General features: G+C 54.1%; 14 protein-coding genes. 6 read left to right on the top strand and 8 right to left on the bottom strand.

Features of this window, described 5'->3' with window-relative positions; translation table 11 throughout:
* Position 1: 1 nt before the first annotated feature.
* The 6 genes from J3U87_RS12535 to J3U87_RS12510 all read left to right on the top strand — a co-directional run bounded on the left by J3U87_RS12535 (position 2) and on the right by J3U87_RS12510 (position 4,916).
* A complete protein-coding gene (locus tag J3U87_RS12535; RefSeq protein WP_237383382.1) occupies positions 2 to 622 on the top strand; it encodes a MotA/TolQ/ExbB proton channel family protein in 621 nt (206 codons plus the stop codon).
* Positions 623 to 656: 34 nt separating this feature from the next.
* Entirely contained in the window at positions 657 to 1,082 is a 426-nt protein-coding gene (locus tag J3U87_RS12530) for an ExbD/TolR family protein (protein WP_237383381.1), read from the top strand.
* 11 nt (positions 1,083 to 1,093) lie between these two features.
* Complete coding sequence (locus J3U87_RS12525; protein WP_237383380.1) at positions 1,094 to 1,546, top strand: ExbD/TolR family protein; 453 nt, start codon at positions 1,094 to 1,096, stop codon at positions 1,544 to 1,546.
* A 157-nt stretch (positions 1,547 to 1,703) separates the two neighbouring features.
* Entirely contained in the window at positions 1,704 to 2,432 is a 729-nt protein-coding gene (locus tag J3U87_RS12520) for an energy transducer TonB (protein WP_237383379.1), read from the top strand.
* Positions 2,433 to 2,501: 69 nt separating this feature from the next.
* Positions 2,502 to 3,356 (top strand): DUF4388 domain-containing protein, encoded by an 855-nt coding sequence (locus tag J3U87_RS12515; RefSeq protein ID WP_237383378.1) that lies wholly within the window; start codon positions 2,502 to 2,504, stop codon positions 3,354 to 3,356.
* 150 nt (positions 3,357 to 3,506) lie between these two features.
* Positions 3,507 to 4,916: a tetratricopeptide repeat protein gene (locus tag J3U87_RS12510; protein ID WP_237383377.1), complete on the top strand. Its 1,410-nt coding sequence runs from the start codon at positions 3,507 to 3,509 to the stop codon at positions 4,914 to 4,916.
* A gap of 145 nt (positions 4,917 to 5,061) precedes the next feature.
* Here the strand turns inward: J3U87_RS12510 and J3U87_RS12505 are convergent, their stop codons facing one another.
* The 8 genes from J3U87_RS12505 to J3U87_RS12470 form a co-directional block, all read right to left on the bottom strand.
* Positions 5,062 to 5,379, bottom strand: coding sequence for a hypothetical protein (locus tag J3U87_RS12505; RefSeq protein WP_237383376.1), 318 nt, complete (start codon positions 5,377 to 5,379; stop codon positions 5,062 to 5,064).
* Between the two features lie 122 nt (positions 5,380 to 5,501).
* On the bottom strand, positions 5,502 to 7,031 hold the full coding sequence (locus J3U87_RS12500; RefSeq protein ID WP_237383375.1) for a TolC family protein: 1,530 nt from the start codon (positions 7,029 to 7,031) through the stop codon (positions 5,502 to 5,504).
* Between the two features lie 187 nt (positions 7,032 to 7,218).
* Positions 7,219 to 9,198 (bottom strand): DegT/DnrJ/EryC1/StrS family aminotransferase, encoded by a 1,980-nt coding sequence (locus tag J3U87_RS12495; protein WP_237383374.1) that lies wholly within the window; start codon positions 9,196 to 9,198, stop codon positions 7,219 to 7,221.
* A gap of 171 nt (positions 9,199 to 9,369) precedes the next feature.
* Positions 9,370 to 10,836: an AAA family ATPase gene (locus tag J3U87_RS12490; protein ID WP_237383373.1), complete on the bottom strand. Its 1,467-nt coding sequence runs from the start codon at positions 10,834 to 10,836 to the stop codon at positions 9,370 to 9,372.
* Between the two features lie 275 nt (positions 10,837 to 11,111).
* Complete coding sequence (fliD, locus tag J3U87_RS12485) at positions 11,112 to 12,725, bottom strand: flagellar filament capping protein FliD (protein WP_237383372.1); 1,614 nt, start codon at positions 12,723 to 12,725, stop codon at positions 11,112 to 11,114.
* A 33-nt stretch (positions 12,726 to 12,758) separates the two neighbouring features.
* A complete protein-coding gene (locus J3U87_RS12480) occupies positions 12,759 to 13,280 on the bottom strand; it encodes a flagellar protein FlaG (RefSeq protein WP_237383371.1) in 522 nt (173 codons plus the stop codon).
* A 36-nt stretch (positions 13,281 to 13,316) separates the two neighbouring features.
* Positions 13,317 to 14,126: a flagellin gene (locus J3U87_RS12475; protein ID WP_237383370.1), complete on the bottom strand. Its 810-nt coding sequence runs from the start codon at positions 14,124 to 14,126 to the stop codon at positions 13,317 to 13,319.
* Between the two features lie 149 nt (positions 14,127 to 14,275).
* Positions 14,276 to 14,641, bottom strand: a complete 366-nt coding sequence (locus J3U87_RS12470; protein WP_237383369.1) for a hypothetical protein — start codon at positions 14,639 to 14,641, stop codon at positions 14,276 to 14,278.
* Positions 14,642 to 14,803 lie beyond the last annotated feature (162 nt).

The following is a 14,803-nucleotide window of genomic DNA, read 5'->3' as shown; positions in this document are numbered from 1 at the left end:
CGTGGGAGCGATACTGGAGTACATCATAAAAGGTGGCGTGGAGATCATGGTTCCACTGCTGCTTCTATTTCTCATCGCGATTGCCTATACGTTTGAACGTTTTTTTCATTTGACAAAGGCGAAGATTAATACGGCGGAATTTTTGACGAAGGTCCGCCATGCTCTGAGAAATAAAAATGTGAAAGAGGCCGTGAAAATTTGTGAGACCTTCAAAGGTCCCATCGCCTCTATTCTGAAAACGGGCTTGATGAAATACGGAAGCCCCCAAGAAGAAATCGAGAAAACCATGGAGAACGCCGCGATGCACGAAATTGCTCGCCTCGAGCGCGGACTTCCGGTTCTCTCCACCATTTCCAACCTTGCACCGATCCTCGGCTTCCTCGGAACCGTTACCGGGATGATCGCGTCCTTCGACGCTTTGGCCCAGTTGAACGATCCGGGTGCGGTTGCCCAGGGTATTTCACAGGCTTTGATCACCACCGCCGGTGGTTTGATCGTATCCGTCCCCGCATTGCTGGCTTACAGCTACTTCACCACTCGCGTGAACAGCTTCATTCGTGAAATCGAGTCCGCCTCTGCCGTTTTGATGGAAGCCTTCTCACAAATGGACCGGGAATTTTAAGCCCGGCTCTTGAGTTTTAAGAGAGGCATTTCCCATGAAAGTCAAAAAAACCAAATCACTTGAGGCAAACATACCTACCGCGTCTATGGCGGACATTGCGTTCTTGCTCATCGTTTTCTTCATGATCTCCACGGTTTTCCAGGTCGACAAGACCAGCGTCGCCTTGCCGACCAGTCACGCGGATACCCGGCACGAGGTCGTCAAGGAATCGGCTTTCGTCATCATTACCAAAGACGGCACGATCAAGGCCTCTGACGGTGTTGAGGATTCCCAGTTGGTCAATATCGAGGATATTCAGATCCTGGCTGCTTCCTGGATGCAAAAGCGTCCCAGTCAGCCCGTTGTGATCAAGGCCGATGGCGATGCACGCTTTAGTCATGTGGACAAGGTGCTCAAGCATCTTCGCGATGCGGGGGTAGTGAACCTGAAGTTCCTGACCGAGCAAGCGAAGTCCGATTAGGCGGGGGCAACATGAGTCTACAGCAAAAAAAGGAAGAACCTGAAATTCCCACCGCATCCATGGCGGATATTGCATTCCTTCTTATCGTGTTTTTCATGTTGACCACTGTCTTCTCTGCGAACAAAGGGATGGAGCATATCTTGCCGCCGAAAGAGGAAAACGACGATGTGGTAGATCCCCAAGAGGCGGTCTACATTCAGATCTTTCCCAGCGGCCAATTCACCATGGATCAAACCAGTTACTACATCGACGATGTGGAAAAAGTCTACGAATACGTGAACTCCAAGGTTCAAGTTAACGCGAAGAAACCCATCATTGTCGACGCAAACCCCGAAGCTCGCTATGGGGATATGGTTGCGATCCTCGATCAACTGAAACTCCTATCTGCAGAACTGAAGCAAGACTTGGCAATCACGATTCCGACACCCGAAGAACGCGAGCTGTATCAGCAGATGCGGCAGTAATGCGGCACACTCGCTCTTCGCGAGCGGGTTGTGTCCACGGAGGAGTCCGGTCTGGCGTGTTGTCCCCGACATCATCGTGAGGCTGGGCTTGTTTGGGATTGGCTCCGACGCTTAGCGGGCGTCGGAGTTTGGCAAGGACCTCATAGGAGCATTGCAAATGGCTAGCGAAAATCCCGGCCTTCAACTGGATTTTGGAGACGGTAAAGACCACTCGGCCATGATGGACATGGCCTTCAACGATGCCAACAGTGGTAAATACATGAGGTTGTCGATCTGTATCGCGCTGTATTTGGTGCTCGGCGTGATCTGGATGCCTGGCTGGAGCCTCTCCGCCAGCATTCCTCACGTCAATCAGGAAGAAGTCAAACCTCAGAAACGCAAAGTTTTGAAGCCCCCCCCCGAGAAACCCTTGGAGCGGGTCAAAACCCAAGAGAAAAAAGCGAAAAAAATGCCCATGCCGGACATGACGCCGGATGAGCCGGAACCGATCGTCGAACCCGATCCGCCGCCCGAGCCCGAGGTGTTGCCCACCGACGACTGGGAGATCGGTATTCCCGACGGTCCACCGGAGCCTCAGGGCGACACGATCGCGCGCGTGGGTCAGGTCGGTGTTGAACCGCCCGTATTCACCCGTAAGGTTCCTCCCAAGTACCCGGAGCGGGCCGTTAAGATCAAACTGCAGGGTTACGTAATCCTGGAAGCTATCCTGAGACGCGATGGCTCTGTCGAAGACATCAAGGTCCTGCGCGGCTTGGGTAAGGGCAAGTTCGGATTTGAGGAAGAAGCCAAGAAGGCGCTCGAGCGCTGGGAATTCCTTCCCGGTAAAGTGAACGGCAAGGCCGCCGACGTGCGCATGACACTCAAAATCGATTTTGTTCTTCAGTAATAGGGCCGTTTTTGGGATACTACGACCGTTCAGCAATTCGCTTACATCCTCACTCAGGTGTCGTAATCCATGTTTCAAGGTTCCCTAGAAGAAGTCAAATTACCCGACATCATCCAGTTGATGAGTGTCTCATCGAAAACCGGGTGTTTTGTCATCCAAAACGATAAGGCTACTGGACGTATCTATCTGGAAAGCGGGCAGATCGTCCACGCTTTTTGCGGGGAAGTGGTTGGTGAGGACGCCATCTACTCCCTCGCGATTTGGGACAAGGGTAATTTCCGATTTCTTTTGGGGGACGAACCCCCCGTCAAGACTGTTACCAAACGCAACACCAACATTTTGATGGAAGTGGCGCGCAAGCTGGACGAATGGCGGGTACTCAAAAAGAAAATCCCTTCTTTGGACCTGATCCCCGAGCTGGAGTCTCTGGGTCACAAAAAGGTCAGTTTCAATACGCAGGAATGGCACGTTCTCTCCCGTATCAATGGCGTGAACTCCATCAACCAAATTGCCAACATTACCCAAATGGCCGCTATCGACGTAGCGAAACTCATTTATGGCCTTGTGGCAAGTGGATTGGTCAAATTACGGGATTCTCCGAAAGCCCAGCCCGACACCAACCCACTTGAAAACAATGCTAAAAAAAGTGCAAGCTCCCAACGCTCCCCGGAAGAAGAGAAAGAATGGCTTTCCGGGAAGATTGAAAAAGTCTATCAATACAGTAAAAGCATGTTGGGAGAGATCGCGCATCCAGTGATTCAGCGCCATTGCGCCAATGGCGTTAAAAATGTCAATCAGGGCAAGGGTTTGGCCGCGGTTATCGATACTGCCACGCAAATCGTCAAGGCAGCTCAAATACTCGAAGGACCCGAGAAAACGAAAGAGCTGACCGTAGGCCTCAAGAAAATTATCAAAGAGCCCTGATGTCCCTTATTGGTCCTCCATGTTCGAGCTGGGTAAATATCTCGAGGAGAAGTGATAATGAGAAGCTCTAGACTCATAGTTATCGGTGCGCTTGTCCTTGCCTCCTTTTCGGCAACCGCACAGGATGAATACAAAAAGGCGATGGGCCTGATGAAACAAGGTAAGTTTCAGGAAGCCATCGTTTTGCTGGACGAATCCATCGCCAGCTACCCCGACTGGTATTTCCCCATTCTGCTGAAGGGTCAAGCGAACATGAAGTTGAAGAAGTTCGATGTGGCACTTCGCAACTTCAACGATGCGCTGACTTTGGAAATTCCAACCAAGGACATTCCCGGGGTCAAGTACAGCATCGTTCAGTGTTACATGTCCCTCAAGGACTACAACAAGGCCATTCACGCCATCGACGACCTGATGCCCCTGGTTCCCGCCAGTCGCAAGTTCGACCTGCTCTTGAACCGCGGCCAGAGCGAAATGCAGATCGCCAAGAGCTCCGAGGGTTCCGGCAACAACAAGAAGGCGCAAACATTCTACAGCAAGGCGATCGTGAGCTTCACCGAAGCGCTGAAGGCGCCCGTCGGCAAAAAGAACCACGAGATCGAAGCTGCCTTCCAGAAGGCTTACGCGCAATACAAGATCGGCAACGCCAAGGGCGGTATCCAGTCTCTCGAAAAGAGCATCAAGGCTTTCGAAGACGTCATCGAGCGCAACAAGCGTGAAGAGCGCGCCCACAAGTTCCTGATCGATCTTTCCTTCCGCGTCGCCCAGAGTTCTGCCAAGAGTCGTCAGCCGACGCGCTACCAGGAAACGGTCAGCTACATCGACCGTTACCTGAGCATTTGGCCCAACAAGCCCGAGATGATGAACAAAAAGGGTGCCGCGCTCCAGGGCGCCAAGAAGTATCGCGAAGCGGTCGAAGTGTTCAAGCTGGTCACCAAACTGCTGCCCAAAGACGGTACGGTGTACTTCTCCCTGGGAAGTTGCCAAATGGCCGCCAAGCAGTTCGCCGAAGCCATCGGCAGTTTCCAGAAGGCGATCGCCAATGGCGAAAAGGGCAACCACAACATCTACTCCTTCATCGCCTACTGCTACCAGGAGCAGAAGCAGGGCTGCTACAACACCGACATTCCGCTCTACACCAATGCCGTCAAGATCTTGGAACAGGGTGTGAAGAACGTCAGTGGCCAAGGTAAGGGCAAGATCCAAGGCGACCTCCAGCGCAAGAAGGACAACCTGAACATCCTCGAGGAAAACAAGTCCACCGACAACTCCAACCACATGGCCGCGATCACCAACGTGACCAAATTGGAGCGATCCATTGACGCCAACCGCGACAAGCTGCAGCGCAACCAGGAGCTCTACATTCGTCAGCCGACTGAAGAATTGCGTTTGGCGATCGAAGAGGGCAAAAAGGCCATTCGTGAAGACGAGGGCAGCATGCAGAACGAACTGGAAGTGCTGCGTCGTTACGTTCGCGAGTCCGGCAAGTGCGGTGGTCAGGGCACCTTCGACAACTACGACAAAATGCGTGAGGTGATCAAGCGCCACGGATCCGGCAGCTAGTCAACCGATTTCACAAGGAACAAATAAAAAAGCGGAGCCAACCGGCTCCGCTTTTTTATTTGGACAAAGGCAACCGGCCATTCTGGGATTGCCTTCGCTGATGCCGGAATGTGGGCGCCCGTGCAAGGTGTCAAAAGGAGGGGGGTCAGGCGAAGTGGGCCTCGTCTTCGCACAACAGTTCGTCGCGGGAGATTTCCGCGTATTGGAGCATGCCGTCCGCGATCGAGGGGATGTCGTCGACCCACTCGTCCTTTGCGATTTGCATGATGCGCCGCATGGGGTAGAACACGGTTTGGGGGAAAATGCTGCGTGACGTCGCCTTCAGTTCGTATTTGTAACTGTCTACCTGTTTCAAATCGATACCGCGGATGACGGCGCCGGCGGCGTCGAGCCGGATGAGCCGGCCCCAAAACAGTTCCTTGGGTTCCAATAGGTGTAGGATGACAAAATCGTTGGGTTCCATCTTCTGCCTTTCCTCGTTTGCTGTCTCTTTCACTTTATCGCGATCGAGGCGGTCGGGACAGCATAAAAAAAGCCTCCCCATCGGTAGGGAGGCTTTTTTAATCGAGAACCTTGCGGGGAAAACTACTGGACGGAGATGTTGTGCATCTGGTTGAGCTGCCCCAGCGCCTTGTGGTATTTGGTGACCGCTTTCTTGTAGTTGACCCTGCTTTGAATCAGCGAGTTGCGCGCTTGGGCCAGCTCTTCCTGAACTTCCGAAACGCGGTAGTTGGTCGAGAGACCGTTTTGGAACTTCTGCTCTTCGGCTTTCAGGTTCTCCTCGCGAAACTTGAGCGTCTTTTCATTGGCTTTGATCGATTTTTGGTTCGTTTCCAGGTCGCGAATTGCCGCACGAACCTCTTCGAGAATTACGATTTGGCTCTGTTCCGTTTCCAACTCGCGTTGGCGCAGGGTGACCTCGGCCTGGGTTTGGTTGAGCTTGGCCTGTCGGTTGAACGGGGTCCAACTGAGTTCGAGACCGACACTCCAACCGGGAAGGTCGAAAGCTGCCGTATCCGAGAGCGCGTCGGTGAAGGAACCGGTGCCGATGATTTGGGGAGGTGCGTCTTCGGGGAATTCCACGTCGTTCGAGCTGTTGGCGCTCGAACCGTAGCCGCCCGTCAGCTTCAGTTCGGGCAGGAGCTGGTTCTTTTGGAACTTCAGTTCGGCCTTGGCGTTGTCCATGGCGATTCGATTCTTGATGGACTCGGGACGGGCATCCAGCGCTTTCTGATAGTCCGCTTCGAGGTTGGGGGTCGTTTCGATGATCTTCAACTCGTCACTGGGCTTGAGTGAGTGTCGCCATTGCTCGACCGGCAGGTTCATCACCTTTTTCAGGGCGTCTTCCGCCGCGCGAACGCTGTTTTCCTTGGTGACGATGTCGTTTTCACGGCTCGCCACCGTTGCTTCGGTGTTGACCAATTCGATGGGAGCCAGGGTTCCCACCTCGATTTTCACCTTGTTTTGTTCGTAGAGCTGCTTGGCGAGGTCGAGGCTTTGCTGGGCGACTTTGAGTTCCTCGATGGAGGCGACCAGGTTCCAATAGGCGTCTTCCGTGTTCAGGAGGACGGTTTCGACTTGGATCTTTAGATCCTCGAGACTCGATTGATAGTTCCCTTTGGCCACGAACTGGTCTTTGCGATACACGCTTTCGTCGAATCCAAACCCTCTCAAGAGCTGCTGCTCGATGGAGAAATTGATGGACGACGTATAGGTGGTGCCGAATAGGGCTTCGTTGGCGGCACCACTTTTTCTCACCGAGTTGTTGAAATCAACTCGGTACGTCAGACCGAAATCGTGTGTCTTGCTGTAGGCGGAGTTCAGTCTTTTGGTTTCCCGGTTGAAGTTGGCGCCTACTTGACCTTGGTTCGTGTTTTCGACTCGGTTGTCTTGACTGGCGATCGAGGAATCTGCAGTGACGGTCGGCTCGTATTTGGCCCTGGTGAGGTCCAGAGAGATGCGCTGTGACTCGATCGTGACACGTTGGAGCTCAATATCCAGGTTTCGTTCTACCGCCGTCTTCAGCGCTTCGGTGAGGCTCAGGGGCTTGGCATCCTGAGCCAAGGCTTGGGCCGAAATTAGAATTAATAGTCCTAGCAACCATCTCTGGTGCATCTGGTTCCCTCCATTCTTCCTAACTCGATATATGCCGCCTGCAATACCTTGGTTGTTACGATCTTTGCGCTGCATGGGTTTACACATTCGCCACCTGACGCGTGACTGCAGCCGCTTCATTGGTGAAAGATTGACCATCAAGACCCAGAAATGAAAAAGGCCGGGAGGGTCCCGGCCTTCCGATTGATCAGGATTCGGAAGAATCTTCCTTTTTTGACTTGCGGCTGGGCTTCTCTGCCTTGGCAGCATCGCCGGAGGACGATTCCTTGGGTTTGGCCGGCTTGCGAGCTCGTGTGCTGCGCGTCTTCTTGGCTACTGGCTTGCCTTCCGATTCGGAGGCTTCCGAGCCCTTTTCCGCATCCTTGGCGGGCGCTTTTCGCGTGCGACTACGTGTTGCCCGCTTCGGCTTCGGAGGAGGTGCTTCTTCACCTTCTTCCTCGTCCGATTTCTTGGGGACTTTGCGCAATCGGCCGGCGCTCCGGCTTTTCTTTGCCGGCGGTGCCGATTCCGAATCGTCCGAAGAATCGCCTTCGGATTTCTCTTCCGCTTTCTGGGCTCCCGCGACCGCATCACGGTTCGCCTTGGTTTCCTCCACAGCTTTCTGGGAGAAACTCTCGTTTTTGTTGTCCGTTTTCGTCGGTTCGGGTTGAGCCTCTTCCGTCGGTTCCACCCGATCAAGAGTGCTTTCCGGAGTTACGGGCGCTTCCTTGGGAGATCCCACGGGGGCCTCGGCGACTTCTGGAGAACCTTGGGCGGCCGTGTCGGTTCCGCTCGAATCCAAACCGGCCACATCCTCGCCTTCTTCACCGTCGAGACCTTCGTCCTCTCCGGTCAAGCTGTCCTCCATTTCGTCCCCCTGGTCGAAGTCCTCGTCCTCGTCGTCAAACGTCTCCTGGAACAGGGAATCTTCGGCCTCGTCGTCGGACATGCCCTCGAAGCTATCTTCCATATCGATGTCGCTGGCGGAGGACTGATCGTCCGATCCATCCTCGGCGGCCACGGGTAGATTCTCGACGGGTTCGATGTCCTCGCTCTCGCCGGGGACCCGGACCTTCATGTCCTGGAGCTTGCCGTTGATTTGCTTGATCAGCAGATCGGTGATCCGTTCGATCTCTTTATAGGAGAGGTCGGGGAACAGGGGCATGCTCAGGCAGCGTGAAAAATAGGTTTCCGCATTCGGGAAATCGGTGGGTGAACCGAGGCTTCCCGCATACAGGGGCATCCGGTGCACGGGAACGTAGTGAACCTGGCAATTGATGTTGTTGCTTTGAAGTTCGTTGTAGAAATCGTTTCGGCTGTTTTCGAGAACGCCGACGAATTGAATTGGAAACAGGTGGAATGCGTTGTCTGCCCAATCCGCCACGAACGGCAGCTTCAATTCCTCGATGGTGCCCAACTTCTGGTAGTAGACCTGGGCGATCGAGCGCCGTCGTTCGATGTGGCGATCCAACCGGGTCAATTGACTTCGTCCCAGGGCTGCGTGCACTTCGCTCATGCGGTAGTTCATGCCGAGGAACTGGAGTTCCTGGTAGAAACCAGGGTACTGTTCGTTTGAAGTGAAGAAACGGCGGTCCTTTTGAATGCCCTGCTGGCGAAACAGGCGAATCCAATCCGCGATTGCGCGGTTGTTGGTGGTGATGGCGCCACCCTCGCACGTCGTGATCGCCTTTGAGGGATGAAACGAAAAGCAGGTGATGTCCGCCTGATTGCCTACGTAATGGCCGCGGTATTTCCCGCCAAGACCGTGACAGGCATCTTCGATGAGCACCAGGTTGTGTTCGTCACATATTTCCCGCAGCGCTTGAAGATCCGAAGGGTGCCCACCGAAGTTGTTGGTGAAGATCGCCTTGGTGTGATCCGTGATGGCCGCTTTCGCCGCTTCCACGTTCATCGTCAGGGTGTTGGGATCGCAGTCCACCAGAACCGGCTTCGCACCAACCAGGCGAACCATGTTGGTAATGCTGGAGAAATTCATCGTGGAGGTGATGACTTCGTCTTCCGGTTCGAGTTTGAGACATGCCAAGGCGGCGTGGACTGCCGCGGTCCCCGAGTTCAAGGCGATGGCGTGATCGCTGTGCGTCAACTTGGAGAGGAGTGCCTCGAAGCGCTCCAACTCCTTGCCTTGTGTCAGCGTTCCGGAGAGAAGCGCTTCCACGACGGCTTCCACGTCCGGCTTCGTCAACGTGTGACGCGCGTAGGGAATTGACTCGGCATCTGGCGGAAGAGGCTGGTGGTAGTTGTCGACCGGTCGTCTGTGTGGCCGACCACTGTAGCTCCGTTTTCCGCGATAATTCTTTTTTCGATATGTATTCATCGATGAACCCTTGTCCTAAATTTTTCACTCATCTGCTGAGGCTTTTACCGCGCGTTCGTAGGCCCAATTTCGGATATGGCGAACTTGCTCTTCCATAGTCGTGGAAATGGGCACAATTTGTTTCCGCGCGGCGTACATGTCTTTGAGTTCAAGATCTCGTTGTTCCATTGCCGCACTCGTTATGGCGGCAATGACGCATTGTTCGATTTCAGCGCCGTTCCAACCCTCGGTACCGTCCGCGAAGACGTCCAGATTGAAGCGGTCGGAGTCGTAACCCCGTTTTTTGAGGTGAATGTCAAAAATGTGTCGTCGTTCTCCCACACCAGGCAGGTCGACGAAGAAGACCTGGTCGAAACGACCTTTGCGAATCATTTCGGCCGGGAGCAGATCGATCCTGTTGGCGGTGGCCGCGACAAACAAGCCCGATGGCTTTTCCTGCATCCACGTCAGGAAAAAGGCGAATATACGCGACATGACCGGATCGACCGCCGTGCTTCCGCCAGCGGAGAGGCCCATCTCGATTTCATCGATCCACAGAATTGCGGGAGCCATTTCTTCCATCAAGCGACAGGCGTCGGCAAATGCTTGTTCCGGACTGCCATGTGCTCCGGAGAAAATCTTGACCATTTCCATGCGATAGAGCGGCAATTGCCAAGCTGAAGAAATGGCCTTGATACACAGGGATTTACCGCATCCGGAAACCCCCATCAAGAGAATACCCTTGGGGGTGATTTCCTTGGCCTCTTCCCCCATGAGAAGAAGTTCTCGACGTTTCTTGAGCCAATCTTTGAGGTTTTCAAGGCCGCCCAATTCGTGCAGTTCCGGCACTTTGGGAATGTATTCCAGGGTTCCCGATTTGGCGATTAGGTAACGTTTCTCTTCCTGCAATTGGCGAATCGGGTTTTCTTCATCCGGGTGATGAGCCATGCGCGTGAGAGCGTGGCGGATCTCGGATCTCGTGAGGCCTTTGAGGGTCGCGGCAATCAACTTCGCGGGAAGCTTTTTGGCTTCCGGATGGTCTTCTTGCCAAGCCGCGAGGATGTCGAGAATTTCCGCTTGATTGGGCATCGAGAGGTTGATGAGCGCCATCTCCCGTTCCAGTTCAGGACGAACGATGAGGTTGGGAGAACTCAGGAAAAGAGCGCTGCCGGTTCCCTGCCAGCGATAGTAGATATCGCGTAGGCCGCGAATCACCGAAGCCGAGAAACACTGGTCGATGTCCTTCATCCAAACCAGTGGCGGCTCCGAGAGCTGTAATAGGTGCCCCAAAGCTTGATCGGCAGTTTGGGTGTTCGGCACATTTCCCTGCGGTGAAATCAAACCTCTGTTGGTCTGCCAGACCCAAAGTTGTTTCTGAAGATGGTCAGCGATGCGAGTGAAAATGTCCTCGAGTCGATCCTCTTCAAACGAACGAACCGCTATGAGAGGGCGACCTGACAACATGGCCTGACCAATGCCGACATGGATGGAGACTAGCCTGTTAATATTCATTCACCGTGAAACAAAACAAAGAATTTGGATGCGTATCTTTTATCCCAAAACCCTGGAAACCTCAAGACTTCTCGGTGTGATGAGCAGAAGTTCGAAAAAACGAAAGAGGAACCCGCCGTGCTGTGGAAATTGAGGTTTGGGTGCAAGCGTTCCGATGGGGATACCACAACCATTCCGGCAAGTATACAACAGAAAGCTCGGCCCCAAAAAAGGAAATCTCAAAAATACTGTGGCCCTTTCAGGGCCGAATCGAGGCCGGCAATTGGCGCCTGTTCCTAACCGAAATTCAGATTGGCCTGGGTGCCCAAACTGGACTGGAGACCTTGTAATTGGCTGACCGCCTGCTCCGCTCTGGCGAAGATGAAATCGAGGCGAGACCGTTCGTCTTCGACGCGGTTTCTCGCGGCGTCCAGGTCGCGGTTCAGTTGCCGGGTTCGTTCGTCGATTGAAGCGCTCCGGTCGTCGATGATGCCGCTGAATCCAGCGTATTGGTCGGCGATGCTTTCGACGAGACTTCCGAGTCCGGCCGCAACTTCGATACTGATGTTGGTGGCACTGGCTCCGGCGACAAAGGTCAAGCCGCTGAAGGAACTGCCGGAGGCGAAGCTCAAAATGCTTCCGCTGCGTTCCAGGTTGTAGACCTGACCGTCGATGGTGGCGGTGTCGTTTTGGGAATCGAGCGTAATGGAACCCGAAAACGGCGGGTCGGTCAGGTTGGAACTGACGGACACATTGTTGTTCGAGGAAGTGGTCGCGCCGAGAAAAAGATTCTTCACTTCGTCGAAATGATCGGTGAGGGCTTCTTTGAGCGTATCGCTGTCGATACTCAACTCACCGGTAGTGCGGTCGCTCTTGAAACCGATCTGGGAGAGGGCGGTAAAGCCGGTCGATCCGTCGTCCCGTACGTTGATTTGGTCGATATTGGGTACGGCGCGGGTGATGAGGCTGCGGACCTCTCGTGCAAGGGCCAAGGTGCTCGAATCTCCGGCCAGGACACCATTCTCCTCCGAATCGGTCAATCGATCGACCTGGCTCAGCAAGTCGTTGTAACCCGATACGAATTCGTTCAGCCCCGAAATCATTTCGTCGAAATCGGTCTCGACCGACAAGGTTTGGCGAGAGCCCACTTCCGATTCGTTTTTCAGGGTGAGCGTGATGCCTTCGATCACATCGCTGATGGTGTTGCTGGACCGCGTGATGTTCTGGAGACCGTCGACTTCGATGATGGCATCGAGACCGGCGCGTGTCTGGGAGACGCCGTCGGTCAGGAAGGATGCGTTGAATCCCGAAATTTCGGACTGTCCCGCGCCCACCACGATATTCGAGGCTGAGCCCGTTTCAATGGTGGATACGACAAGTTGGAATTGACCGGACTCAACCTCGACGATGTTGGCGTTAAGCTTGTCACCGTGTTGATCGTTGATTGCTTGACGTAGGTCCGTAATCGTGGAATTTGCATCCGTGAGGTTTACCGAAAAGGTTTCGCCTCCGGACAGTTCCACGTTCAAGGTTCCGGCACCGATGACCTCGGTCAGGGAACCGACCTTGCTACCGAAAGTTGCCACACTGTTGGAAGCCAACTGGTTGACAAAGATCTCGTAATTGCCGGTGGCCGCTTCGCTGTTGGTGGAGGTAGCCGTAAAGACACTCGTATCGGATGATTCGGTCTTGCGTTTTTCGAATACCTTGCTTTCCAAATCAGATGCGATACTTCCGAATGCGTCCAAGGTGCGCTTGAGATCGGACAGTCCGGCTTTGGTTCTGTCTTGATCGGAAATGGACTGGCTGATCCGTGCCACACGATTTTCATGCCGAACCAGAAGCGCGTCTTTCAGCGCTTCATAGTCCAATCCGGTTGCCAAGCCTTGAAATGCGATTGTCCCAGCCATGTCACACCTTTTAATTCACGGTACGAACCGGTCCTAGACCTGTTCGCTGAAAAGTATTCCGGACACTGCCTTGAAATTTTTGACGAAATTGAGGAACTCTTCGGGCGGATAGCGTTTGATGATATCACCGGTCTCGCGGTCGATCACCTGAAAGACGTTGGTGCCGGTCTCTTCATCCACACTGAATTTGAGTTTGATATTGCGGTTGAGTTGATTGGAAATATCTTGCGAGATTTCCTGGCGCCGTTCCAAATCCTTCGTGCGAAGTTCTTCCTGCAGGGACTCGATGAGTTCCGCATTGGCGGCGAGTTGTTGGGGCTCTTCTTGGATGGTCGTTGAGGGGGCTTGGTTGTCGGTCGTGTCTTGAATGGCAGTAACCTCACCAGGCTGAGAAGCCGTGGGTGCGATGCCTTCCTCCTTAAAGGAGCCACCTCCTTCGGGGTTGAGGTTGGATGACGTCAAGGAGGAAGGTGATGAACCCGGCTTCCGAGCGGTGTTGGCGCCAGGCACTTGAATTTGGTCCAGCGTACCAGTTGCTCCGGTTAACAAAGTCATCACCTCCCTTTCTCAGACTGTCTTTAACTAAACGGCTTAGCCGAGCAGTGACAAGACGGACTGAGCAGACTGGTTAGCCTGTGCCAAAGCAGACACACCGGACTGACTCAAGATTTGGAACTTCGTGAGGTTGACCACTTCCGAGGCTACATCAGCGTCACGGATCTGACTTTCTGCAGCAGTGATGTTTTCACGAGAGATGCCGAGGCTGTTGATGATGGTATTCAGACGTTGGGACTTGGCACCAACCGTACCGCGATCTGCGGACACTGTTTCGATGGCGGTGGTGATGGAGGCGAGTGCCGTACTGGCCGCTGCCGAGGTCAAGAGGTTTGACGTCGTAGCCAGACCCAAGTTCGCCGAATCAACATCGATACTGCTGAGGGTGACGGTTTGGGTGGAGAGTTCACCGACGCGCGCCGTGAAGGCGGTGCCGAAGACCGAAGTACCGTCGAAACGGGTGTCGGAATCCAGGGCGTCCAGGGCGCTCTTGATTTCGGTGAATTCTGCGTTCAGTGCGGCACGACCGGCGGAACTCGTGGTGCCGGAAGCCGCTTGTTCTGCCAGTTCGGCAGCACGGGTTAACAGGTTCGTCGCTTCCTCGGACGTCGCGTCTATGACGCGCAACCGCCCGATTGCGTCGTTTGCGTTGCGCTCTGCTTGTGCCAGGATGCGAATGTCAGCTCGCAAGTTGTTGGAAATCTGGAGGCCCGCTGCATCGTCCGATGCTTGGTTGATGCGCAAACCCGTAGACAGCCGGTTGATCGTGCTGTTCAGACCCGATTGGGAATTCGCCAGATTTCTCTGTGCTGAAAGCGCAGAAACATTGTTCAAAATAGAAGCCATGATATCCTCCCTGATATGTAAAGCCACAATCCTTCGTGGCTTGTATGTCGGCCATCCTTGACCGGCATTTCACTTAACGACTGCTTTGTCGAAAAACATGAGCGATGTCGCAGAAAAGATAAAGAAGGTTGGAATTCAGGGGCTTATGCTCAGGCTTCGGAATCGAAATTCCCTTCGTGACGCGGTAGATTGCGGCGGTAGCCTCGCAATCCCATTTGGCCGCGTTGCAGTAAGGTCTTGGAAACTTGACTCTCCTGCAAGACCCTTCTCAACTGCGTCATGATCGGCTCGGTCAAGGTGAGCGCTTGCTTCAGGAGGGGTTGCCATCGTTGCCGGTAGAGGGTGGCCTGATCGGGCGTGAATTGGGCCGTAATCGCTTCGGAACTCTTGCGAATGTCCTCCAGAGTCGTGGCCACACGCTCCAGGTCTTGGGGAAGAATCGACAGGGTCCATTGTTTTAACAGAGGAATGTATCTGGTTTCGAAGTCGGTGATTTGTTCCGGTAGCGATTTCACGGGAATGGTCTCTCCACGGAGATGGGGATGGGGCGTTGGGATGATCGGCCCTGCCATGAGAGGGGACAACTGCGCACCGATACGGGATGGCCCGAATCACGGGGTGCTTTGCGATCGCTCACAAACACCTTGAATGCGTGAATCGAACATCATCCTATCCCA

The sequence above is a fragment of the Sulfidibacter corallicola genome, assembly GCF_017498545.1.
Taxonomy (GTDB): domain Bacteria; phylum Acidobacteriota; class Holophagae; order Acanthopleuribacterales; family Acanthopleuribacteraceae; genus Sulfidibacter; species Sulfidibacter corallicola.
Note: the sequence above shows the minus strand (reverse complement) of the source record. Positions and strands in the feature narration are given on the sequence as shown.

Excerpts from the sequence above, each read along its gene's own strand:
- J3U87_RS12520 (WP_237383379.1), top strand. The coding sequence starts at position 1,704 with ATGGCTAGCGAAAATCCCGGCCTTCAACTGGATTTTGGAGACGGTAAA.
- J3U87_RS12530 (WP_237383381.1), top strand. The coding sequence starts at position 657 with ATGAAAGTCAAAAAAACCAAATCACTTGAGGCAAACATACCTACCGCG.
- J3U87_RS12525 (WP_237383380.1), top strand. The coding sequence starts at position 1,094 with ATGAGTCTACAGCAAAAAAAGGAAGAACCTGAAATTCCCACCGCATCC.
- J3U87_RS12500 (WP_237383375.1), bottom strand. The coding sequence starts at position 7,031 with ATGCACCAGAGATGGTTGCTAGGACTATTAATTCTAATTTCGGCCCAA.
- J3U87_RS12510 (WP_237383377.1), top strand. The coding sequence starts at position 3,507 with ATGAAACAAGGTAAGTTTCAGGAAGCCATCGTTTTGCTGGACGAATCC.
- fliD (WP_237383372.1), bottom strand. The coding sequence starts at position 12,725 with ATGGCTGGGACAATCGCATTTCAAGGCTTGGCAACCGGATTGGACTAT.
- J3U87_RS12515 (WP_237383378.1), top strand. The coding sequence starts at position 2,502 with ATGTTTCAAGGTTCCCTAGAAGAAGTCAAATTACCCGACATCATCCAG.
- J3U87_RS12490 (WP_237383373.1), bottom strand. The coding sequence starts at position 10,836 with ATGAATATTAACAGGCTAGTCTCCATCCATGTCGGCATTGGTCAGGCC.
- J3U87_RS12475 (WP_237383370.1), bottom strand. The coding sequence starts at position 14,126 with ATGGCTTCTATTTTGAACAATGTTTCTGCGCTTTCAGCACAGAGAAAT.
- J3U87_RS12480 (WP_237383371.1), bottom strand. The coding sequence starts at position 13,280 with ATGACTTTGTTAACCGGAGCAACTGGTACGCTGGACCAAATTCAAGTG.
- J3U87_RS12505 (WP_237383376.1), bottom strand. The coding sequence starts at position 5,379 with ATGGAACCCAACGATTTTGTCATCCTACACCTATTGGAACCCAAGGAA.